Annotated in this window: 24 protein-coding genes; 8 read left to right on the top strand and 16 right to left on the bottom strand. The window is 38.8% G+C overall.

Features of this window, described 5'->3' with window-relative positions; translation table 11 throughout:
* Positions 1-154 precede the first annotated feature (154 nt).
* The 3 genes from AC4HCY_RS02790 to AC4HCY_RS02780 all read right to left on the bottom strand — a co-directional run bounded on the left by AC4HCY_RS02790 (position 155) and on the right by AC4HCY_RS02780 (position 2,535).
* A complete protein-coding gene (locus tag AC4HCY_RS02790) occupies positions 155-322 on the bottom strand; it encodes a zinc-ribbon domain-containing protein (RefSeq protein ID WP_323431355.1) in 168 nt (55 codons plus the stop codon).
* 191 nt (positions 323-513) lie between these two features.
* Positions 514-2,256, bottom strand: coding sequence for a putative bifunctional diguanylate cyclase/phosphodiesterase (locus AC4HCY_RS02785; RefSeq protein ID WP_323431356.1), 1,743 nt, complete (start codon positions 2,254-2,256; stop codon positions 514-516).
* A gap of 66 nt (positions 2,257-2,322) precedes the next feature.
* A complete protein-coding gene (locus AC4HCY_RS02780; protein WP_323431357.1) occupies positions 2,323-2,535 on the bottom strand; it encodes a helix-turn-helix transcriptional regulator in 213 nt (70 codons plus the stop codon).
* A 271-nt stretch (positions 2,536-2,806) separates the two neighbouring features.
* Here AC4HCY_RS02780 and AC4HCY_RS02775 point away from each other — a divergent pair, with 271 nt between their 5' ends.
* From AC4HCY_RS02775 to AC4HCY_RS02765, 3 genes are all read left to right on the top strand, one after another.
* Entirely contained in the window at positions 2,807-3,364 is a 558-nt protein-coding gene (locus AC4HCY_RS02775) for a helix-turn-helix domain-containing protein (RefSeq protein ID WP_323431358.1), read from the top strand.
* A 162-nt stretch (positions 3,365-3,526) separates the two neighbouring features.
* On the top strand, positions 3,527-3,985 hold the full coding sequence (locus AC4HCY_RS02770; protein ID WP_323431359.1) for a spore coat protein: 459 nt from the start codon (positions 3,527-3,529) through the stop codon (positions 3,983-3,985).
* Positions 3,986-4,002: 17 nt separating this feature from the next.
* Positions 4,003-4,212: a TOBE domain-containing protein gene (locus tag AC4HCY_RS02765; protein WP_323431360.1), complete on the top strand. Its 210-nt coding sequence runs from the start codon at positions 4,003-4,005 to the stop codon at positions 4,210-4,212.
* Positions 4,213-4,339: 127 nt separating this feature from the next.
* Here the strand turns inward: AC4HCY_RS02765 and AC4HCY_RS02760 are convergent, their stop codons facing one another.
* The 4 genes from AC4HCY_RS02760 to AC4HCY_RS02745 form a co-directional block, all read right to left on the bottom strand.
* Positions 4,340-5,719, bottom strand: a complete 1,380-nt coding sequence (locus AC4HCY_RS02760; protein ID WP_323431361.1) for a VanW family protein — start codon at positions 5,717-5,719, stop codon at positions 4,340-4,342.
* A 44-nt stretch (positions 5,720-5,763) separates the two neighbouring features.
* Positions 5,764-6,399: a hypothetical protein gene (locus tag AC4HCY_RS02755; RefSeq protein ID WP_323431362.1), complete on the bottom strand. Its 636-nt coding sequence runs from the start codon at positions 6,397-6,399 to the stop codon at positions 5,764-5,766.
* A gap of 1,045 nt (positions 6,400-7,444) precedes the next feature.
* Complete coding sequence (locus tag AC4HCY_RS02750) at positions 7,445-8,419, bottom strand: rhodanese-like domain-containing protein (RefSeq protein WP_323432373.1); 975 nt, start codon at positions 8,417-8,419, stop codon at positions 7,445-7,447.
* Positions 8,420-8,586: 167 nt separating this feature from the next.
* Positions 8,587-9,498: a sulfurtransferase gene (locus tag AC4HCY_RS02745; RefSeq protein WP_323432372.1), complete on the bottom strand. Its 912-nt coding sequence runs from the start codon at positions 9,496-9,498 to the stop codon at positions 8,587-8,589.
* Between the two features lie 204 nt (positions 9,499-9,702).
* On the opposite strand from AC4HCY_RS02745, the gene AC4HCY_RS02740 reads away from it, so the two are divergent.
* Positions 9,703-11,250 (top strand): glycosyltransferase family 39 protein, encoded by a 1,548-nt coding sequence (locus AC4HCY_RS02740; RefSeq protein WP_323432371.1) that lies wholly within the window; start codon positions 9,703-9,705, stop codon positions 11,248-11,250.
* On the opposite strand, the gene AC4HCY_RS02735 is transcribed toward AC4HCY_RS02740, so the two are convergent.
* The 8 genes from AC4HCY_RS02735 to rfbB are packed head-to-tail and all read right to left on the bottom strand — an operon-like array spanning position 11,242 to position 18,590.
* The gene (locus AC4HCY_RS02735) at positions 11,242-11,970 is read right to left on the bottom strand and encodes an ABC transporter ATP-binding protein (RefSeq protein ID WP_323432370.1); all 729 of its coding nucleotides are present in this window, start codon (positions 11,968-11,970) and stop codon (positions 11,242-11,244) included. The two genes, AC4HCY_RS02740 and AC4HCY_RS02735, sit on opposite strands and share 9 nt — an antisense overlap.
* Positions 11,967-12,725, bottom strand: a complete 759-nt coding sequence (locus tag AC4HCY_RS02730) for an ABC transporter permease (protein ID WP_323432369.1) — start codon at positions 12,723-12,725, stop codon at positions 11,967-11,969. The genes AC4HCY_RS02735 and AC4HCY_RS02730 overlap by 4 nt, the downstream gene beginning before the upstream one ends.
* Positions 12,715-13,692: an ABC transporter substrate-binding protein gene (locus tag AC4HCY_RS02725; RefSeq protein WP_323432368.1), complete on the bottom strand. Its 978-nt coding sequence runs from the start codon at positions 13,690-13,692 to the stop codon at positions 12,715-12,717. Before AC4HCY_RS02725 ends, AC4HCY_RS02730 begins: the two co-directional genes overlap by 11 nt.
* A 40-nt stretch (positions 13,693-13,732) precedes the next feature.
* Complete coding sequence (locus tag AC4HCY_RS02720) at positions 13,733-14,962, bottom strand: ATP-grasp domain-containing protein (protein WP_323432367.1); 1,230 nt, start codon at positions 14,960-14,962, stop codon at positions 13,733-13,735.
* Between the two features lie 11 nt (positions 14,963-14,973).
* Positions 14,974-15,708 (bottom strand): glycosyltransferase family 2 protein, encoded by a 735-nt coding sequence (locus AC4HCY_RS02715; RefSeq protein WP_323432366.1) that lies wholly within the window; start codon positions 15,706-15,708, stop codon positions 14,974-14,976.
* A gap of 5 nt (positions 15,709-15,713) precedes the next feature.
* On the bottom strand, positions 15,714-16,853 hold the full coding sequence (gene rffA, locus AC4HCY_RS02710) for a dTDP-4-amino-4,6-dideoxygalactose transaminase (protein WP_323432365.1): 1,140 nt from the start codon (positions 16,851-16,853) through the stop codon (positions 15,714-15,716).
* Complete coding sequence (locus AC4HCY_RS02705; protein ID WP_323432364.1) at positions 16,834-17,589, bottom strand: sugar phosphate nucleotidyltransferase; 756 nt, start codon at positions 17,587-17,589, stop codon at positions 16,834-16,836. Before AC4HCY_RS02705 ends, rffA begins: the two co-directional genes overlap by 20 nt.
* 20 nt (positions 17,590-17,609) lie before the next feature.
* Positions 17,610-18,590, bottom strand: a complete 981-nt coding sequence (gene rfbB / locus AC4HCY_RS02700) for a dTDP-glucose 4,6-dehydratase (protein ID WP_323432363.1) — start codon at positions 18,588-18,590, stop codon at positions 17,610-17,612.
* 89 nt (positions 18,591-18,679) lie between these two features.
* On the opposite strand from rfbB, the gene AC4HCY_RS02695 reads away from it, so the two are divergent.
* Positions 18,680-18,898 carry a sulfurtransferase TusA family protein gene (locus tag AC4HCY_RS02695; RefSeq protein WP_323432362.1) on the top strand — a complete coding sequence of 73 codons (219 nt, stop codon included), beginning with the start codon at positions 18,680-18,682 and terminating at the stop codon, positions 18,896-18,898.
* Here AC4HCY_RS02695 and AC4HCY_RS02690 read toward each other — a convergent pair.
* Positions 18,895-19,791 carry a LysR family transcriptional regulator gene (locus AC4HCY_RS02690; RefSeq protein WP_323432361.1) on the bottom strand — a complete coding sequence of 299 codons (897 nt, stop codon included), beginning with the start codon at positions 19,789-19,791 and terminating at the stop codon, positions 18,895-18,897. The two genes, AC4HCY_RS02695 and AC4HCY_RS02690, sit on opposite strands and share 4 nt — an antisense overlap.
* 228 nt (positions 19,792-20,019) lie before the next feature.
* Between AC4HCY_RS02690 and AC4HCY_RS02685 the strand changes: the two genes are divergently transcribed.
* The 3 genes from AC4HCY_RS02685 to AC4HCY_RS02675 are packed head-to-tail and all read left to right on the top strand — an operon-like array spanning position 20,020 to position 21,568.
* Positions 20,020-20,727, top strand: a complete 708-nt coding sequence (locus AC4HCY_RS02685) for a YeeE/YedE thiosulfate transporter family protein (RefSeq protein WP_491095339.1) — start codon at positions 20,020-20,022, stop codon at positions 20,725-20,727.
* A 48-nt stretch (positions 20,728-20,775) separates the two neighbouring features.
* On the top strand, positions 20,776-21,003 hold the full coding sequence (locus AC4HCY_RS02680) for a sulfurtransferase TusA family protein (protein WP_323432359.1): 228 nt from the start codon (positions 20,776-20,778) through the stop codon (positions 21,001-21,003).
* A gap of 31 nt (positions 21,004-21,034) precedes the next feature.
* A complete protein-coding gene (locus tag AC4HCY_RS02675) occupies positions 21,035-21,568 on the top strand; it encodes a YeeE/YedE thiosulfate transporter family protein (RefSeq protein WP_323432358.1) in 534 nt (177 codons plus the stop codon).
* Positions 21,569-21,579 lie beyond the last annotated feature (11 nt).

Raw genomic sequence — 21,579 nt, 5'->3', positions numbered from 1 at the left:
TATTCGGGACATTTTATAGCAAGGAATACCCTGCGCAGCAGCAGTACATCCCATTTCCTTACTATTTCTATTATTTGCATTGTAGATTATATTAATTACAACACAAAAACCCTATAAGAATTAATTCTTATAGGGTTTGGCTGCTAATATAGAATTATCTTCTAAATCCTCTGTTATTGTTCTGCTGCTTTTTTGCTCTTCTGCAATCAGGACATCTTTGAGGTTCATTTTCAAAACCCTTTTCCTTGTAGAAATCTTGCTCGCCCTCTGTGAATACAAATTCTTTTCCGCAGTCTTTGCAAGTTAAATTCTTATCTGCCATTTCAACATTCCTCCTTTTTCATTTTTAAAAGTTAAAACTGATCGACTCAACGCCCCAAAAGAGAAATGTCGTTAATCGTTTTAATCTTTAAAATGCAAACCACGCTGCATTTCTAACTAAGTATAACATCAATATTCACAATATGCAACTGTTATTTGTAAATATCGGAAAATATTAATATTTTTTGTAATCTACAAGACTATTGAGAAATCATTCGCGGCTCCGCTGCTTGTGCAGAACTCCTCAAGTCTGCCCGCTTCCAATGGTCGGCTGATATAATACCCCTGTATACAGTCGCAGCCTTTATTGGCTAGAAGCTTGAATTGCTCTTCTTTTTCAACCCCTTCTGCTGTAACGTCCAGATCCAATCCCTTGCTTAAAAGGATTATGCCGTCAATGATCGCTTCTATCCTTCTGTCACTGCATACTTCGTCAATAAATGATTTATCTATTTTTAAATCGCTTATGGGAAGCATATAAAGATAGCTCAGAGATGAATAACCCGTACCAAAATCATCTAATGCAATCCTTACTCCCATGTTCCTCAGTTCCTTGAGCTTATCTATGTTCTCATCTATTCTTTTGATGAGCTCGCTTTCGGTGACTTCCAGCTCCAGGTATTTGGGGTCCAGCCCTGTCGTATTCAAAATGTTTCTTACGCTTTCCGCAAAAAAATTATTTTTAAGCTGGATCGCAGATATATTTACCGATACAGATAAAGGACACCCATTATCATGCCATGTCTTGCACTGCTCGCAAGCGGTCTTGAGCACCCATTCTCCCATAGAAATGATCAAGCCGTCTTCCTCGGCAATATTAATAAATTCCGATGGAAGGATCAAGCCGCATTGGGGATGATCCCACCGGATAAGGGCCTCAGCCTTAGTAATTCTGCCGCTTTTATAATCTAATACAGGCTGGTAATGCAGCAAGAATTGCTTTTCATCAACAGCTTTTTTCAATTCAACTTCAAGCAATGTTCTGCTCTTTATCTCAATTGCCATTGTGCTTTCATACAGCTTACATTGACTTTTACCGCTGCTTTTAGCATTTTGCATGGCAGTATCTGCATTCTTTATCAAAGCTTTATATTCTTTTCCGTGGTTAGGGTACAACGCTATGCCTACACTGGCACGGCACAGCATCTCGTAATCATCCACTCTTATAATGCCCCTGAACAAGCTCGCAATTGATTCACCGATGTGCAATGCCTCCTCTTCATCCTTTACATCTGATATAAAAGCCGCAAACTGATCCCCTCCGAAACGGCATACCAAACCTCTTTTCCCTATTATTTTTCTTAGTTGCTCTGCCGATTTCCTCAATACTATATCACCGTACTCATAACCGAAGGCGTCATTTATATCTTTAAAATTATCTAGGTCAAGCGAAAATATGGCCAGCTTGGCGTCTCCGGCTTTACAGCATCCGACTTCAATATCAAGTCTTTGAAAAAACTGCATCCTGTTGGGAAGATAAGTTACAGGATCAAGGAGAGTGCATATCTCAAGCTGCTTTTCAGCAGCCTCCTGGGCAACCCTGGCCTTCTTGCTTTTGAGCTTTTCATATATTAAATGGCATAAAGTTTTTAAGGTTAATAATAAATTGGAGGACTCTGAAATCTGGCAATTTGTAAGATTCAAAGGCCCTGAGATAAGGTATCCTGCAGATTTGCTGTCCATGCTTATGGGAAATACAGCATAGCTTGACCCATCGCTGCAGCCGTATAATCTATATCCTTCATTTATATTTACGGTGATATCTTTCAGCCATTCTGCATAGGTATGGCCTTCGCCCTTTATCGTCCCTGATTGAATTATCATATCGCCTTTATTATCTATCAATCCCAATGGTAAACCGGTGCTGATGAAGAATTCATCAAATATATCGTCAAATTCACCAGCTTCTATCAAATCCTCCAGCAGATACTTCATAGTTGTCCCCCTCTCGGAGCCATCTTTTCATAATTCCATATATTGGGTTCACGATCTTGGATCAGCTCACCTCCATATGCGCTTTTTTTCCACTTCTATGCTAAGCACTTCTCCTATTGAATCCAAGTACTTATTGCCTGACCTGTCTCCCGTAATTATCAGATATAGATATGCTTCACTGCTTCCGATAAGCCGGGCAAGCTCCCTTTGAGTCATATTCAGCTCTGAAAGTCTGTGCTTGATGATAAGTCCAAGGCTTGAGAGCTTCCTTTTCCTCACAGTTTATCCCTCCTTGATACCATGAACATTTGTTAAAAAGATATCATTATATAACAGCATTGACGCTGCAAGATAGTCATATATTAGGCGAAAGATATGCTTGAGGTCGTTTGTTTAACATTGCCAATATGTTATCATGAAAATGTTACTACAAATACGTGTATATTTACAATTTTACCACTTATGAGAAATATGTCAATTAAAGGTTGTCGTTTTCCCGTTTTTACTGTCGTGTTTTACTACTATTGAGAACATTTTGGAGGTGTAAAGTATGCTTGATAGGTTTGAAGGTATTGGAGAAAGGCTAAGTCTGATGCTTAAGCTAAAAAAAATAACGCAGAAAGAAGCTTGTGAATTAACAGGAATATCAAAGAACGCCATGAGTAATTATGTCAATGGAAACAGAATTCCCGAATCGCTTATGCTATACAAATTGGCTAAGCTCTTCAGAACATCCATGGAGTGGATATTGACCGGTGAGAATTTGGCTTTTGATGAAAGCTCAGAAAGCTTCAAAGCCTATTTGCGAGGCACGGCTGAAGAAATAATCAGGAGATATGCACATCTTGAATCCTGGGGTAAAAACAACCTCATATCCAATGAAAATAAATTTGATATGGCAAATGAGATAGTAAATCTTTTAGAGACTTATTTGAAGCATGGTCCGGGAAATTCACGTGTATTAGTGCTTACACATTACGAATATAGCTCTATCATTAAATTCAAGCAGCTTTCTATGGAAGATAAGATAGCTTTAGAGGAATTCGTCAATGTCAAGCTCCGCTTAGCCAGAGAATATAATACAGATAATTGCATCAACACCCCATAAGGAGCCCAAACAAATAAAAGCAGCATTAAGTTATACAGAAATAACTTATTTTTTATAGCATAATGATATATTTTTATATCATAGCTCCGCTTTTATATAAATATAAATCTGCAAAAGAGCCATACTAAATAATACAATATATTTTGAAGGGAGTTTATATATATGGCTCTAAGCAACAAAGAAAGACTTTTGATAGAAGACAATCTTAACGCCGAATACTTATGCATAAGAAAATATCAGCAATATGCTGCTATGGCTCAGGATCAAAAACTAAAACAGGTGTTTACGGATCTTGCCGCTAAGGAGCAAAAACACGCAGACACCCTCAAGGGCATGCTGTCTGGAAGCAACATAAGCGATCAAAACATATTCGGAACCTATAACAGCCCTAAGGGAGATTTCTCAAATGTGAGCCAAAACCTTGGCTTCACTGACGCTCAGCTTCTGAATGATGCTTTATCTACAGAAAAGCATGTTTCCGGCTCTTACAACAATGCAGTGCTGGAATCGGCAGACACAAATATAAGGAAGCAGCTCCAGCACATACAGAAAGAAGAGCAGGATCATGCCGAAATATTGTTCAGCGAGATGCAGTCCAAAGGCTGGTATAAGATGTCATAGCACAGGAGACTTTCATTATGAAAATAAGCGGCAGAAATAAAATAAAGGGAAAAGTTGTAAATATAATAAACGGGATAGTAACCTCAGAGGTGGAAATCGATGCGGGAAACGGCATCAGGATTGTAGGCGTAATCACTAAAAGCTCCGTAGATGACATGAATATCAATGTGGGGGACGAAATAACCGCTTTGATCAAGGCTTCATCGGTAATGTTCATCAAGGATTAAGGACGCTTTATAAAGCATCCTTAATCCTTGATCACAAACTTCATAAGCGATAGCAGCCATGTATATCTTAGCTATACATGGCTGCCATTTTGCATAGGCCTTTTAATCTGCTATGCAAGATTATTCTCTATATCTCATCTTTGATGCCTTTTCTAATTATTCCGTTTATTGGTCTATAATAGTCATTTGATATGATTTCCGAATTTACCAATATACCCTTTTCATAGGTCTCTCTTGTAACCTTAACCTTATAGCCGTCAGAACCCTTTTTGGCTGCTACAGTACTGCCCTTTGCCAGTTCAGAATCCTCAATTATTTTAATCTCTGCCGGTATCTTAGCATATACCTCATTTCTGATGATATAGGTTCTATTGCTAAGATTAGAGTTCGAATATATATTGATATTTAAATTTTTCTCTTTAGCATATGCCTCAATAAATATGGGATAGTCTAAAGTGTTTTGAAACTTAAGGTCTATATTTCCCCAGGAAACCGTTGCATCAAGGCCCAGCCCTATATATGACGAAGGCAAGCCGTGATTTCTTCTCTCTATGATTTTAGCACCGGTGTCCAAAGCCGCCCTATACAGCGTAGTCGATACCTGACAGATCCCCCCGCCTATTCCGGGCTTATAATTGCCGTCCTCCAGTACAGGGGCTGCCGCATAACCCCGTTTCTTTGTTCTTTCTCCCACATAATCATTAAAACTGAATGTCTGGCCAGGCATAAGGATGCTGCCGTTAATGGCTTGTGCCGCCAGCTCTATATTATGTATTCTGGAAGCTGAAGATGAAGCAAAGCTGGTGCTGAATGACGACAGCTTCGTATCTATAACATGCAGCTGATCTGCAGTTACGGAAGCTTCTACCTCCTCCACAGGGGCTTCTATCGCAATATGTCCGATAGCTCCGGATTCAATATTCTCTTTTATATGCTCTCCGAGCCTTCCAGCTTGAAGCTTATATCCCTTGACGTCTTCTATAATCTCGATATTTCCTTCATATGTTATGACTATACCGGCATTCGCAGGCTCGGTGTTGATGTCTCTCTCTATTAAGCCGACAAATTCTTCGAGATAGCGGTCATTATATTTAAAGGAGATATCATATTCCTTTGCCACCCCCTGCTTTATAAGCTGATATTTATTTAAAAAGCTCAAGCTTTTACCTGCCGCAATCGCATTATCAACGGCGCCATCAACATCATAACCCCAAATAAGCCTTGAACAATCCATAATATAGGTCTTGCCATTGACAATTACATTAACTCCATTTTGAATCAAAGCATCTATGCAGCGGGATTTAATTAAATTTATTCCTTCTTCTTTGGTCTTGCCGCCCAAATCAATACCGGCTACTTTGATTCCCGGATAAATAAGCTTGTCCCATTTATCATTCTGATCGTATATCTCCCACATAAAGCCAAAAATCAAACCAACAAAGCATATAAATAATTGCATAATAGTGATCTTTGCAGCTCTGGTAAGTTGATATGGTTTATTCGCCATAGAATCCCTCAAATCTTTAGGCAAAATTTATATAGATAGTATAATTATTCTTCCTTCTTAAAAAATCCGATGATGTTATTGATCCTTTGTGTCTCATATTTAATGATATTATTCTGCTCCTCCAGCATGGTTTGCTTGGCTGCAATTTCATCTTCATAATAATCTATCATCTGCTTTAATTTTTTTATTTCTTCCTTATGCTTTAAAATCACGTTTGTAACCGAATTGCTATAATCACTGGCAAATTGATTGAGGACCTTCAATCTTTTTTCTCCGTCGGACATGAGCACATTAATATTTGTATTCGATGCGTTGACGATATTCATAACCGATGCCTTTCGTACTGCATAGGGCAGATTCTCCGGCAAAGCATTTATGAAGTTGCCCAGCATGAATATTGTATTAACATTGCCGTTGCCCAGCTCATAAGAAGAATATATCTCTTCTATGTTTTTATTTTTTTCAAATGCAGCCTTTTCCACTACCGGTTTATTCTCCTCTCGCATAGGCGGTTTTGTGCTTTTAGCATTGTTTTCCGAGTTCTGATATTTAGTGTCATTTTTCTGAGCCTTGACTTGCTCCGTCATTTTGCTTTCTTTGATTTTAACAGTTTCTGTCTTCTCATTATCCGTTTTTTCCACTACTCGAAATTTTTCCAGCACTGTCATTATTTTCGACATAATACTTTTCCCCCTTGTTAAATCTATTAATTATTTTAACACTTAACTAACCCGCTCTAAGTCCCCCGCCTCTATAGGCAACGGGCACCCCAGGGTGTCTTCTCTTGCCCCAGAGGGTCAATTCACCTTATGCCAAAGAGCGGGTAAGTCCAGCATGGACTCGACTAACATTCAGCGGGAATCGAATCTCCCACTGAATGAAGTCTCGTTCAATGTTAATATTCCGCGTCAACCTCTTGAACAACACTTCGTCCGGTATCAAGTCACAAGAGATAAGATAGAATGCTTTTCCCTGCAAAAACTGATAATGCAAAGATTATCAAACATGCAACAATATAAGAAAATTTCAAAGAGAGCTTATAGCCCATAATCTGCAAAAAATTGTTGAAAATCTTAATAATAGCAGTGCCAATAAGTAAAATAAACACAGAAATAACCATTAAACAGATTATCAATTTCAGAATCATTAAATCACATCCAAAAAATAGTTCCATCAAGGCTTACAGATATTGATTTTCAGAGATTATACATAATTATATATTATCATACATAATTCGCCAGTACATTCAAATCCTTATGGTACTTTTGTACTAATTTTAGCAATGCTTTTGCCACATTTTTGACATTAATGTAAAGGAGGCTTCTTAGATATAATTATGTTAACATAATTATGCAAAGTACGAGGTGGACAATATGAAAAAGCAAGGGCGCCTTCGCAGGCAACATAAACTCCGAAGCAGGCTTAGGATATATAGCAGGAACTGCCGGGCTTGACTGTTTAGGTTTTGTACAAGCTGTATTCAACATCAAGGATTATAAGCAATCTACATCCACACTGCTTACCAATTATTTTACGCCGATAAAGCTTAATGAAATTCAGCATATGGATGTATTGGTAAAGACTTATGACCATATAGCTATTTTTGACAAATGGGGAACCTATAATGGAATCCAAGGCTGGTCTTCCAAGGCATATCTGAACTATATATACTAGACACAAAATAAATTAGGACTCATGTTGAGTCCTAATTTATTTTGTGTCTTATTATTTTACTACCGGATATCCTTTGTTCATCCAGCCTGCATCTCCTGTTGCAGGAGTTCCCATTCCTGCATTTAAAGATACTGCATCATATCCTAAAAGTCTCAACGCTGCTACAGTTTGTCCTGCAGTCTGACCTGTATAGCAATATACTATTATCTTCTTATCCTTTGGCAGTGTATTAAACTGTTTTTCCATGCCGTTTGCAAAAGGTATGTTGAGAGCGCCTTCAATGTGGCCTTTTGCATAATCTTCAGCATTTCTTATTGAAAGGAATATTATGCTGTCATCCTTTGCATCTAAGAGCTTCTTTGCATCATCTTCACTTATCTTATAATTTGCATAGGTTGTTCCTTTTACTTCGTCTAAACCTTTGTAGTATTTATCAATGGCTGCTTTTATTTCAGGCTTTGTATCTGCCGGCATGCCTGCAACAAGTTCGTTTGGAGTGGTTTCAATCAAGTCATTTATTCCCTCAACCTTAGATATTCCCAAGTTCCATCCAAGATGAACAGATTTAGCTATGTAGCCTGCCATGTTTAGAAGTGCTACTGTCTGACCTGCAGTCTGGCCTGTATAGCAATATACCATTATCGGCTTATCAGAAGGTAATTTGTCCAGATTCTCTGATATTGCTGTACCCCAGGGAATATTAACAGCACCTTTTACATGACCTTTTTCATAGGCATCGGGCATTCTTATATCCATAATAAACATGTTTTCATTAGCCTTTACCTTTTCAACAAACTCTTTATCACCTATCTTGTATATATCGGAAGGCATATTTGCAAAATAAGAATCTACAGCCTCTGCTATAACATCAGTATTGGAGCTGACCTCTGGTGTCTGAGCGGGGGCGGGAGCCGGTTCTGTATTTGCTGCAGGAGCAGGTTCACTCTTGGAAGCACATGCAGCCAGTGCAAAGGTGAGGATGACTGCCATCGCTAATGACAGTGTTTTTAGTTTTATAGACTTCATAATATTTCCCCCTTGTTTACAATGTTATTTTTTTCACATTTATTATATCAATAAAAGCAATTGCCACATAACATATTTTCTTTATACTGCATAAGAGTTTGTTATATATCAAACAAATAAAAACCCTGAATATTATAGCATATACGCTTTATATTCAGGGTCAAATATCAGGAATTATCCTTCTGACTTGCTTCTACCTTGCTGCCCTCCGGCATTTGGATAGGATTATTCGGGTTCGCAGACCATTCAAGCCAAGCGCCATCATATAATTTAAGATTTCTGTAGCCTGCATTATAAAGAGCAAGATATGTCTGTGCAGCCCTTATGGATGTTTTGCAATACATAATGACTGTTTTATCCGGTTTTATTCCTTTTTCCATATACTGAATCTTTATATCCTGAATAGACTTATAGGTGCCATCCTTATAATTGTTTTCGGAAAAGTCAAGCAACACAGAACCGGGTATTGTTCCCTGATCAAATTCTTCCTTGGTTCTGGTATCTAAGAGCACAATTCCTTTATTGGGGTCATTGGCAAGATCCTTGACCTCATTGATAGCAGCTATCATATCTGTGTTCTTGTCCTTTGCTTTGAATACAGAAGCCGCAACCGCAGGCACCTCTGTAGTTACTTCAGCCTTCGCAGATTTGAGAGCATTTATTCCGCCGCTTACTACTTTAATATTTTCATGGCCGTAGACCATGGCAGTCCACCAAAATCTTGCAGCCTCCATATTTTTATTATTATCATACACTATTATAGTTGTATCATTGGATATGCCGTTTTTCCCAAAAACCTCCTCTATTTTGGCTTTTGGTGCCAGCATATTATCTACAGGAACATTGATCACTATATCGTCTTTAACAATATTCACTGCTCCCTTGATATGACCTTTGGCATAATCCTCCGGTTTCTGCATGTCTACAAATACTACCTTATCCTTGCCGATCAGTGCCAGTGCATCCTTTGCCCCAATTATAAAATCCCCGGATGATTTGCCTTGGGAACTGCATCCAGGTAATAACATAAGTGCAGACATAAGCATTATGACCAATAAAATACGTGCAATGGTTTTCATAGGCTTACCCCCTTATTCTACTAATTTGTTAATAATTACACAAACCTTCGATTAAATTATACTTTATACCGATGCTCTTTCGATATAAGAGTTTGATATGCTATATATGATTTATTAATATTAAAAGTATGAAATCCCCATATTATTTGAATGATATTTGATATAATAAACTAAAAATGGCTTTTATACAAGAAGGGGACAGCTATGAAATTTTTAGCAAATAAATTTATTGTGGTTTTATTGATTGTTTTTTATTTCTCAATCAACCTGTATTTTTTGACTGATTTTCCCTTCGTTCATTCTGATGAATCCTGGCTAAGCGGTTTATCAAGAAATATATTGGAGAAAGGCAGCTTTGGGGTAACAGAAGCCTTTTTTGATTTGAAGCCAAGGAATCCCCATGCAATTAAAATATTGTTTCACAGCCTTCAGATTTTTTTTATCAAACTTACAGGCTATAGTATCTTTACTTTCAGATTTATATCATTGCTCTTTGGCATGCTGTGCTTAGCCTTGGTTTACCTGACTGCCGGAAAACTGCTGGATAGTAAAGCATTGGCTTTTTCAGCCGCATTCTTCTTAGCATCAGATGTGCAGTTTATATATGCATCGCATTTTGCAAGGCAGGAGATAATCATACTCTTTTTCTGCCTTCTTGCCTTTTATAGATTCATAAGCAGACCCGAAAAAAACAAGCTTAAGGATGATATTATAATCGCCTCAATTATTGGTGCAGCCATAGGCATCCATCCCAATAGCTTTATCATATCTCTGCCCTTTCTGTTTATGTACGCTTACGATGTATTCTGTCTTAAAAAATCAAGCATAAAAAGTGTTCTTATCTACATTTTAACCCTTGCCGTCTTTGCTAGTTTTTTTGTTGGCCTCAGCCTTTATTTTGATCCTGATTTTTTCAGGAATTATGCTTCCTACGGCAGCGAATTTGAGGTGTTCAATCCCATAACATCAAAGGTTGCAGAAATTAAATTTTTTTATCAAAAGCTTTATTATGGCATAAGCGGAACCTATTATACCCCTGATATCAGATTTCAGCTGATTCTCTTCCCATTGTTGATTGCTGCAGCCCTGATAATGATCAAAATAAGCAAGGATAAAAGCTTGAAGACTACCCTAACTTACCTGCTGCTATCCATATTAGGCATAAATACGGGAATCATACTTATCGGCAGATATAATCAGACAAGTGTGGTACTCCTGTTTCCATTCTTTTATTTATTAGCGGCGGCCCTGTTCTCATGTATGAAAAACCGTGGGACCAATTTTTTCGCTTTGCTCATCGGCGCTGCTTTGCTTTGCTCTACTGTTTTCAATGTGCTTCCTTATCTGAACAATAGTTATGATAGATATCTGGAGGAAATATCTCATTATGTTGATAAAGGCAGCAATGTGCTTGCCAACTTGAATGCAGAGTATTATTTTAACAACGGAAGGTTGTTTGACTACAGAAACCTTGGTTATCTTCAGGATTACGGAATAAGCTTCGAAGATTATATAAGAAAGAACCATATTGAATACATCATTTATTCTGAGGAAATGGAGGTCATATATGAGCAAAGGCCGAAATGGAACGGATTATATGGCAGCTTGTCATATTATGAGGACATGAAAAGCTTCATGGAGAATAAGTGCGTTCTGATTCATGAGTTCACCGATAGTACCTATGGTATAAGGATAGCCCGTTATGTAAATAAAGGAGATTGGTTTGTCAAGATATATAAAGTGCTACAATAACTCATATATTTCTTTCCAAAGCTTCATAAGCTCAGGGCTTCCGTAGTTCCTGGGCTTTGCTCCCTCTAATTCCATCCGGGTCTTTATGCCCTCTCCCTTATTCCCCATGACAAGGATTCTGTCAGATATGGCAAGAGCCTCATAAATGTCATGGGTAACAAAAAGTATGGTCAATCCTTTCCTTTTCCATATTCTCAATAAAAGCTCCTGCATAGAGTTTCTTGTTTGAGCATCCAGGCTTGCAAAGGGTTCATCCATCAAAAGCAAATCAGGATTCAGGCACAATGCTCGTGCAAGTGCTACTTTTTGCTTCATTCCTCCGGACAGCTGATGAGGGTATTTGCTGATAGAATCCTTGTATTCAACCATGTCCAGCATTTCCAAGGCTGCTTCATTCCGCTCTTTGTCAGAATATATCTTTCTTATCCCCATAGGGTATATTACATTATCCAATACAGTTCTCCAGGGAAACAGCTGATCAAAGTCCTGAAATATCATAAAGGCTTTACCGGTATTTCCATGCTCTGCTTCTACCCTGATGCTCCCCTCTTCAGGCTGCTCAAGCCCGGCTATAAGCCTTAGCAAGGTTGACTTTCCACAGCCAGAGGGACCCAGGATGCTTAAAACTTCACCCCTGATAAGCTTCAAATCAAAATCCTTCAATATATCAACGCTGTTATAGGATTTTCCCAAGCCTTGGATTTCTAAAACACAGCTCATTTACTCATTCCCCATTTCCTGATGGTCTGCTTTTCCAAAACAGTAAATAGCAGTTCTTCAACAATTACTCCCGTAACAATAATTACTATTAGCCCCGCAAACATACCCGGCGTGTCCATAAATACTCTTTGCTTAAAAATATACCAGCCTATTCCGCCTTTTCCTCCTGCAGCGCCAAAAATCATCTCTGCGCTGATTAGGGCTCTCCAGGCTCTGGCCCACGATATTTTTAAGCCTGCAATAATATAAGGCATAGATGCAGGAATATAAATATCCTTAAATTTATCAATGCCTGCAACTCCTATTAATTGGGCTGTTTCACCATATATTCCGGGTATGCTTTTTATGCCTGTCTTAAGATTTAAGAGCAGAGGCCAAAGAACAGAATGGAAAATTATAAAAATAACCGATTTGCTCCCCGTCCCGAACCATAAAATAACCAGAGGCAAAAGTGCAATACCGGGCAGAGGATGTATGATGGAAATCATAGCGTCTACAAAGCTTTCAAATATAGCACTTTTCAAAGATAAAATCACCAGAACCGCGGAGAAAGCAATGCCTAATATCATGCCCAAGCTTATTAACTCTATGGAATAAATCAATTCACTGATAATATTTCCGCTTGTGACGGATTCCTTCAAGGCTTGAAGTATCTGGCCCAAGGATGGAAATATTAAGGGATCAAAAACTCCTGTATAGTATATGAGCTGCCATGTTATAAGTATCATCATAAACCATATTGCTTTATTTTTCATGAATTTCATCATCCCATACAATATCTTTTTCAGCCGGCATATTTTTGATATATCCATTTTTGCTCATAAACTCTCCGAATTCCTTAATTCCTGACACCTCAGTGCTGTATGATGCTCCAGCCGTATTCATGTATTCATTTACTTCCTTCTCTTCCATTCCATAGGCTTTTGCCAATATTTTTATGCTTTCGTCAGGGTTTGCTTTAATATATTCTACAGCCTCATCAACGGATTTGGTCATTGCTTGATATGCTTCAGTCTTGCCCTTTCTAAATGCTTCCGCAGCTACTCCAACAATAAAGGTAAAATCCTTCCCCAGTGCCTCCTTGCCATCGAGGACTATATGGATTCCCGGTGAAGCCAGCTCCTTTTGCATATAGGGAGGCGTTGTGAAATGAGCGGTGATATCTTTCCCTGAAAGCAAAGCGTTAGTGGCATCAGGGTGAGATAGGGTGACTAATATGTTATCAAATCTATGGGCATCGCCGAATTGTTTTTCACATGCCATAGATAATAAAATATGCTGCACGCTTCCAGGCTGGGGTAATGCTATTCTGTCGCTGCTGCTTATATCCCCCAGCAACAGCACTCTCGGATTATTGCTCACCAATGCCGTTGGCACCGATGACAAGCCGCTGAATATACCCCATTTCATTCCTTTATCATATCCTATGAGAAATGGAGGAATAGCCATAAAGCCAGCATCTACTTCCCCGGCCATCATAGCTTCTCGTATAGCGGCAGTGTTTCCAAGCTGTCTCCAGCTGACCTTGACCCCCGGCAAATTTTTTTCCAGCAGTTTTTGTTCCTTAACTATTTCCAGAGGTGCATAGGCAAGACCATACTGTTCTGCAATGGTTATGGATTTCTCGGAGGTATTTGATTTTGCAGGAAGGCTGCATGCCCCAATACAAAATACCATTGCAGATACTATTCCAATAACTTTAATAAATGAGTCTTTTTTCATCTGTACCCTTCCTCTTATGCATAGAATATTATTGAATGACCTAAAATCTTATTAAAAGATCTCTTCCTTTTTCATCTTTTATCTTTATATGGTCCAGTGCATTTTTTACATTATGAATATATTCTTCCTCATCTTTACCGGATATTATTACAGCTCCTGCTCTGAATCTTGCATCACTGATTTCACCTATGCAATCTCCTTCAGCAAAGTTATAGCAGCCTCCTATTACTCCCGGTAAAGAAAGTATTTCCTCCATTCTTGTCATAAAACCGATTCTACCCGGTTTTATAAACAGCATATAGACAGCAAGATAGGAATTGGACTTCAAAATATCGTAACGGTCCAATAAGCTGTAGTCTATTTCAAGGCCAAGACTGCCGTCTATGAGCATATCCAAGACAGGGACAGCCGTTATTTGAGGAATGAATATATCCTCATAGGCCCCTCCTATACGGCAGGCAATCTCATTGACCAAGACACCCTGATCGCCTATAAGCATTTGATAATATATGGGCCCTTCTTTGATTCCAAATGCCTCAGTGATCCTATTCGTTATATCCTTTATTTCTTCAAAGCGTTCCTTTAAATACTTGGAAGGATATCTATGAGCAGCACAGATTCCGATATGCTTTCCCCTTGAAAAGGTCACTCTATCGGTAACAGTCAGTATATGGGGCTGTCCTTGTTTAACCCAACCGCTTACTGTAATTTCATCGCTTTCATAAAATTCCTCCGCAAGGATCTCTTTCTCACGGGAAAAGCTTAATACCTCCTCCATATGCTCTCTTATGCCGTTTATATCGTTAACCTTGTATACGCCTCTTTGCCCTTGGCTGTCCAAGGGTTTTATGACAAAAGGAGGCTTTAACCCATTAATATCGTCACAAGAGAAATCCTCTTTGAGTATCTTGTATTTGATGGTAGGAATATTGTTTTTGATAAAAATGTCCTTCATCACCTTTTTATTGGTCACAGCCTTGGCTGTATCTATATCAATAAAGAAAGGGAGTCCGAGTTTGTCTGCAACATATGCCGCCGTATAAACAGGCTGGTCGGTTCCTAATGTAAAAACACCGTCAACACTATATTTCAAAGCTACTTTCAAGCAATCCTCTCCATCAAAGGTGCTGGCCATATCGGAATGATCTGCATATTTTTTCCCCGGAGCATTTTCCAGATAGTCCGCTACAACTACCTTGCAGCCTCTGTCCTTGCATCTTTTTACAGCGTTCAGCTGACAGCTGCCGCCTCCTAAAATCAATATGTTCATAAAAGCCCTCCTCATGGTTTTACAACCGAAATGATATATTGAGGCTTCCTATTGAGAAGCTTCATATTCCCTGCATAAGAATAATATAATGCCAGCTTTATGAATAATTTGAAAAGCTTTATAAAGTTATAATTTGAACGGCCTATGGCCCTTCTGTTGTGCATCACGGTGACGTTCCCTATATTTTTTGTATGCTCCAGTGTAATGGCAGATATATATACAAATGATTTGCTGCATTTTTGAACTTTCTTTGCTATGTCGCTTGTCATGATCCTAAAGCTGCTTACACGTGCTCCAGAAGGCTTCCTGCATATTATATTAAATAGTCTGTCAGTAAGCATGGAGCCGAAATTTCTATATTTCCTATGCATTTTTTCTTTGGGTATGCCATATACAACATCAAAGCCCTCCATTATCTTATTCATAAGTTTTGGGATTTCTTCCGGAGGATGCTGCAAATCATCATCCATAGTAATGATATAATCACCCTGTGCATGTCTTATGCCGCATAGCAATGCATTCTGCTGGCCATAATTTGATTGGAGTCTGATTATCTTTGTTTTGGGAAAGCTATCATAAATCCTCATCATGATGCTAAAGCTTTCATCCTTGCTGCAGTCATCCACAAAAATCAGCTCAATGTTAATATCCATTGCATTTATTGCGTTGATTATCCGCGAAGCAAGTTCCTCAAGAGTATTTTGACTGTTATATACAGGTACTACTACAGAAATACATTTTTTCATAAATATTACCTCATTAGGGATTCTCTCAAATTACAGACCACATATTCCACCTCATTAACTTCCATTCCTGTATAAATAGGCAATCTTAAAAGCCTGCTGCTGAGGTCTTCCGTGGCAGGCAAATCTTCTGGCTTAAACCCCAAGGACCTCCCCATAGGCGAGCTGTGCAAGGGCATAAAATGAAAAGCAGTGCCTATTCCGGCTTCCTTAAGCTCTGCCTGTACCCTGCTTCTTTCCTTTTCATTTTTAAGCAGTATATAGAAGATATGATAATTGGGTTCACATCCGTAAGGCACCTTCATCAGCTTAATAATGCCTTTATCTTCCAAATCAGAGAGCTGCTCTATATAAATGTTGAATATCCGGCATCTGGCAGCCTTAACAAAATCAAGGTTTTTAAGCTGTCCATACAGCATTGCCATCAATACCTCAGAGGGGCAATAGCTGGAGCCTGCATTCATCCACCTATAGCTTGAGGCCTGCCCCCTTATCATATCCATTCTGTTGGTGCCTTTTTGCCTGACGATTTCCAAGAATCTCTTCATTGATTCATCTTCAGAATTAAATACAAGGGCTCCTCCCTCTCCGGAAATATAATTTTTAGTACCGTGAAAGCTGAGGCATCCCATATATCCGATGCCTCCGAGATATCTTCCCTTGTAAGCTGCATTTACAGCCTGAGCCGCATCCTCCACAACATAAAGCCTATATTGGGAAGCTAGGTCCATGATGCTGTCCATATCGCAGCCTATACCGGCATAATGGATGACATATATGCCCTTTGTTTTATCCGTGATCCGCCTTTCAATATCAGCAGCATCAATATTCATGGTATCTTCACTGATCTCGGCAAATACCGGCATTGCACCTCTTAAGACTACACTGTTAGCCATGGAAGGGAAATTATAGGAAGGCATTATGATTTCATCACCGACTTTAAGATCCAAAGCAATGGCTGCCATTTCCAGAGCATGAGTCCCGGAAGTGGTCATAAACACTTTGGAAAAATCGAAGCTGGTCTCCAGCAGCTCCTCAACAAGCTTTGTATAAGAACCATCACCTGCCGTGGCCCCTTTGTCCAGCACTTCCTTTATATATTGGATTTCACATTGGAAATGATATTCCTTATTGAAGGGTATCCTCATATTCATCACCGCAAATTATTTTATTTTCAATCCTTAACAGCATCTCATGGGCATAATGATAGGATTCAACAGTACCTGCATCTATCCAAAAGCCTCTCAGCTTTTCATAAGCTAAACGGCCTGCCTGCAGGTATCTGAGGTTAACGGGCGTGATCCCCCATTCTCCTCCATTAGCGGGCTTTGTCTCTCTTATATATTGAAAAACATTATGATCATACATATAAATACCCGTAACTGCAAAGGAGCTTTCGGGACTAACCGGCTTCTCAACAATATTTGCCAGCTTCCCATCACAAAAGCCTGCAATGCCATATCTCTTGGGGTCATCTACATCTTTGAGAAGCAGCATGGCTCCTGCTTTCCGTTTTCTATACTTGTCTACATAGGGCTTAATTGAATGGGCAGCGATATTATCTCCAAGTATCACCAATAAAGGTTCATTATTTGAAAACTCTTCAGAAAGCAAAAGAGCCTCAGCTATGCCTCCGGCAGCAGGCTGAACAACAAAAGAAAACCGGCAGACAGAACCCATATATTTAATGAGCAATCCTCTCATTTCATCAATCGCATCTTCACCGGTAATAACCATGATCTCCTTAATTCCCGAATATATCATCTGTTTAACAGGATTAAATATCATAGGCTCTTTTCCCAAAGGCAGCAAATGCTTATTCTTATTTTTTGTCAAGGGCAAAAGCCTGGTTCCTCTGCCTCCGGCTAAAACTACACCTTTCATACACATCACCAAAATACAGCTTATTTTGCCAAGTCCTTCCCATACCATCTGATTGTGTCATATAATCCTTTCTCAAAGGGCATTAATGGCTCCCAACCCAAATCCGTCCTTATCTTTTCTGAATTTATGCTATACCGTCTGTCATGCCCCTTTCTATCTTCTACAAAGGCTATCAGGTGTTTTAATTGCCCGAGGCTCCCTTCTTGCATATCATTCATATATTTTATTATCAGCTTTATAAGCTCAATATTTTCTACAGGATTATAAGCAGAGATATTATATATCTCACCGGGCATACCCTTAAACAATATACTTCCCAATGCACGGCAGTGATCCTCTACATAAAGCCAATCCCTTATCTGCCTGCCATCACCATAAATAGGGATAGCTTTTCCCTTCAGCAAATGGGCTATAGCCTTGGGGATGAATTTTTCTCCATGCTGGCCCATCCCATAATTATTTGTGCACCGGCTTATATTTACAGGCAGACCATAGGTGCTGTAAAAAGAAAGCACCAGCAAATCAGCCGCAGCCTTACTGGCTCCGTATGGATTTCTGGGCGATAAAGGAGCTTTTTCCGTAAAGGATTCTCCATCATATGCAGGACCATAAACTTCATCGGTGGATACTTGCACAAATTTTTTTATGCTTGAATCCAGAGCGCACTGCAGAAGTATTTGAACTCCCATTACATTGCTTCGGATGAATTCGTTAGAGTCTGCTATGCTTCTATCAACATGGGTCTCTGCTGCAAAATTAATTATATAATCAGGCCTGAAGCTCCCGAATATTTTCTTCATCTCATTATAATCACATATATCCTGCCTTAAAAATATATAATCAATCCTATCATCTATATCTGAAAGATTATTGAGATTACCTGCATAAGTTAGCTTATCTACATTAACTATCTTTATGCTGTCATCAACGCTTGACAATATGCTTTTTATAAAATGAGAACCTATAAAACCGGCACCGCCGGTTACCATGATTGTGTTCATAAGTATCTCCTATCATTTGGTGTATAGAATTTGTAGGTACAGACAAATACTGTTATAATAATATCAAAATATATGCAAAGGTGATTAACATGATTGAAATTGACTGTCTGGGGGATATGTGCCCAATACCCATGCTGAGGTTAAAGGCTGCATTATCTAAAATGAGTTCAGGTCAAAGCTTAAAACTTATCAGTGATCACAGCTGCGTAGTACAGAATGTTACAGATTATTTAAAGAAAACAAAAAACACTATAGTGGTCGATGAAGTAATGAACGGCATATGGGAGATATATGTTACTAAAGCTTAACAGAAGCTTTTTTCGCCGATTTTTTTCAAGAAGCTTATAAATTCCCTAACGCTTCTGTCCATATCCTTATAATGCTTATATATAATATAAACCTCATAATCCAAATTAAAATCAACGACATGTATTTCTTTAAGCTGCTTCGTATACAATTCTTTTTTTATGGAGATATAAGGCAAAAACGAAATGCCCAGATTTTTGGCAAGCAGTGACTTTATGGATTCGACGGAATCCATATTGAAGAGTATATTTTGTTTGTCTATATCAAACCCCAGGTTGGAGAAATACCCGTTAAGCTCTCTCCTGATCTTAAATTGTTCCATAAGCAAAATCATGGGATGCTTAAAGAGCTCTTTCATGCTGATATCTTCTTTAACATAATAGTCTTTACCTGCCACTATCACCATTCTATCCGTTCCGACTTTTGAATAAGCGAGCTCTTCATCGTTTGGCAAGCCCTGTATAAAACCTACATTGCAGACATCATTAATTACATTTTGTTCCACAACATCAGAAAAATTGGAAGTAAGGTTATAATTGCAATCCGGATACTTCTCCTTTATCATATATAATGTGCATGGCAAAGCATAAGTCGCCATAGTGGGACATGCATCGATCCTGATGGTGCTATTATTTTTGATTATAGCATTCAGGTCCTCCAGCATATTATCGTATACTTTTATAATGTTTTTTGCATATCTCTCCACAATTTTCCCTGCTTCAGTCAGCTCTACTCCCTTATTGCTCCTTATAAGCAATTTATATCCTAAATTGTCTTCCAGCTTTTGTATTTGCTGACTAAGTGCCGGCTGGGAAATATGCGAACTGTTTGCTACCTTGGAAATGCTTTTTACTTTTGCAACATCATAAAAGAACTTTAGATATCCAATGTTCAATTGATATTCCTCCTGCGAATTAGGATTTATAATGTTGTTATTTTATTAACAACATTATACTATATCTCTTGCCATAACAAAAGCTTATATTCAAATTTCCATTATAATATCTAGTTATATAGCATAATCAGATTAAATGATTAAAGAAAATTATATATGCTATAATCAAAATTGCAAATGCAGCATGCTTATATTTGTTAAAAATATATCGAAAAGGAGTGTGAAAATATGCCTGAAACCAATGCTTCAATCAGAACATCCTCCAGAACCAGAACAGGAACCAGCAGAAAGCCTAAAAAAAGCCAGTTGCCCTTTGGTATTGGTCTTTTCGCTTTACTGATTGTGTTTGGTATTTATCTATCAACCCTTTCGCCTAAATTAGGTTTGTTCTGGATTACCGGGTTATGCTTTGGATTTATTCTTCAAAAGTCAAGGTTTTGTTTCACTGCATCCATGCGCGACCCCTATTTGACAGGCAGTACAAGCGTTACGCGGGCAGTATTGATAGCCTTTGCTGTTACTACAATCGGTTTTGCTGCCATTAAATATGGGGCTTTCGTTAAAGGTCTTCCGGTTCCCGGCCAAGGTTATATTGTACCAATAAGCTTCGCAACAGTTTTTGGAGCTTTTATATTCGGCATAGGAATGGTAATAGCCGGTGGATGCGCTTCCGGCACGTTAATGCGTGTAGGCGAAGGCTTCGGCATGCAGATATTGTCACTGTTTTTCTTCGTAATAGGTTCTCTTTGGGGAGCCCATGATTTCGGGTGGTGGAAACTGAACTTCATGTTAAAAGGTCCAAAGGTTTTCCTTCCCGATATATTCGGATGGATCGGCGCTGTCGTGATTCAACTTCTCTTTATCGCTGTTTTATATATACTAGCTGATAAATGGGAAAACAGGAAATTTAGTGAAGATAATCAGTCGCAGCATTAATTTTATCTCTATTTAATAAATTGTGCGAAATTTAAGGAGGAATTATTCATGAAAGAAGTTATGTTAGATTGCTTAGGTGAGGCTTGTCCTGTGCCACTAATCAAAACTGAAAATGCTATGAAAAAATTATCAGCAGGCGATGTGCTTATCGTTCAGATTGACCACAGCTGCGCCATGAAGAATGTTCCCGAGTGGGCAAGAAAAGAAGGTCACAATGTTGAAATAGAAGAAGTAGATGACGGTGAGTGGGAAGTTATTATAGAAAAAGTTAGTTAACCCATTGAAATAACCCATTGGAGGTGAAACCTTGGATATCAAGAATAATAAATTCTATCAAACTTGGTTTAAAAATGCCTGGTCTTATGTTGTCGGTGCTATACTTCTATCACTGTTCCAAATCGTTACACTGGCTACAACAGATGATCCCTGGGGTGTGTCCGGAGCTTTTGCCAATTGGGGTGCATGGTTATACAGATTGGTAGGCGGCAATGTGGATAAGTGGTATTACTTCAGCAGCAAAGGAGCTCAGGCCACCTTAGAGGCAGGCTTATTAAGAGATCCCGGTTCAATCAGAAATTTTGGTATAATATTTGGAGCACTGCTTGCCACTTTAATGGCTTCACAGTTTAAGTTCAAGAAAATAAAGACTAGAAGGCAAATCTTGGCTGCCATCCTTGGCGGTCTCATGATGGGGTATGGTGCCCGTATTGCCTTTGGCTGCAATATAGGTGCATTATTCAGCGGAATAGCTTCCTTATCCCTCTCGGGTTGGGTATTTGCTCTATTCCTGTTCCTGGGAGCAATGGTAGGAAGCAAGCTCCTTGTAAAATATTTTATGTAACGGGGCGGTGT

It is taken from the genome of Lutispora sp. QWL-02, from assembly GCF_058315355.1.
Note: the sequence above shows the minus strand (reverse complement) of the source record. Positions and strands in the feature narration are given on the sequence as shown.

Coding starts and splice junctions, on each gene's coding strand:
- AC4HCY_RS02730 (WP_323432369.1), bottom strand. CDS start 12,725: ATGAAAAATAAAGCAATATGGTTTATGATGATACTTATAACATGGCAG.
- AC4HCY_RS02785 (WP_323431356.1), bottom strand. CDS start 2,256: ATGAAGTATCTGCTGGAGGATTTGATAGAAGCTGGTGAATTTGACGAT.
- AC4HCY_RS02695 (WP_323432362.1), top strand. CDS start 18,680: ATGATTGAAATTGACTGTCTGGGGGATATGTGCCCAATACCCATGCTG.
- AC4HCY_RS02735 (WP_323432370.1), bottom strand. CDS start 11,970: ATGAGCTGTGTTTTAGAAATCCAAGGCTTGGGAAAATCCTATAACAGC.
- rffA (WP_323432365.1), bottom strand. CDS start 16,853: ATGAGGATACCCTTCAATAAGGAATATCATTTCCAATGTGAAATCCAA.
- AC4HCY_RS02755 (WP_323431362.1), bottom strand. CDS start 6,399: ATGTCGAAAATAATGACAGTGCTGGAAAAATTTCGAGTAGTGGAAAAA.
- AC4HCY_RS02705 (WP_323432364.1), bottom strand. CDS start 17,589: ATGAAAGGTGTAGTTTTAGCCGGAGGCAGAGGAACCAGGCTTTTGCCC.
- AC4HCY_RS02685 (WP_491095339.1), top strand. CDS start 20,020: ATGCCTGAAACCAATGCTTCAATCAGAACATCCTCCAGAACCAGAACA.
- AC4HCY_RS02770 (WP_323431359.1), top strand. CDS start 3,527: ATGGCTCTAAGCAACAAAGAAAGACTTTTGATAGAAGACAATCTTAAC.
- AC4HCY_RS02760 (WP_323431361.1), bottom strand. CDS start 5,719: ATGGCGAATAAACCATATCAACTTACCAGAGCTGCAAAGATCACTATT.
- AC4HCY_RS02720 (WP_323432367.1), bottom strand. CDS start 14,962: ATGAACATATTGATTTTAGGAGGCGGCAGCTGTCAGCTGAACGCTGTA.
- AC4HCY_RS02775 (WP_323431358.1), top strand. CDS start 2,807: ATGCTTGATAGGTTTGAAGGTATTGGAGAAAGGCTAAGTCTGATGCTT.
- AC4HCY_RS02715 (WP_323432366.1), bottom strand. CDS start 15,708: ATGAAAAAATGTATTTCTGTAGTAGTACCTGTATATAACAGTCAAAAT.
- AC4HCY_RS02740 (WP_323432371.1), top strand. CDS start 9,703: ATGAAATTTTTAGCAAATAAATTTATTGTGGTTTTATTGATTGTTTTT.
- AC4HCY_RS02725 (WP_323432368.1), bottom strand. CDS start 13,692: ATGAAAAAAGACTCATTTATTAAAGTTATTGGAATAGTATCTGCAATG.
- AC4HCY_RS02750 (WP_323432373.1), bottom strand. CDS start 8,419: ATGAAGTCTATAAAACTAAAAACACTGTCATTAGCGATGGCAGTCATC.
- rfbB (WP_323432363.1), bottom strand. CDS start 18,590: ATGAACACAATCATGGTAACCGGCGGTGCCGGTTTTATAGGTTCTCAT.
- AC4HCY_RS02790 (WP_323431355.1), bottom strand. CDS start 322: ATGGCAGATAAGAATTTAACTTGCAAAGACTGCGGAAAAGAATTTGTA.
- AC4HCY_RS02680 (WP_323432359.1), top strand. CDS start 20,776: ATGAAAGAAGTTATGTTAGATTGCTTAGGTGAGGCTTGTCCTGTGCCA.
- AC4HCY_RS02765 (WP_323431360.1), top strand. CDS start 4,003: ATGAAAATAAGCGGCAGAAATAAAATAAAGGGAAAAGTTGTAAATATA.
- AC4HCY_RS02745 (WP_323432372.1), bottom strand. CDS start 9,498: ATGAAAACCATTGCACGTATTTTATTGGTCATAATGCTTATGTCTGCA.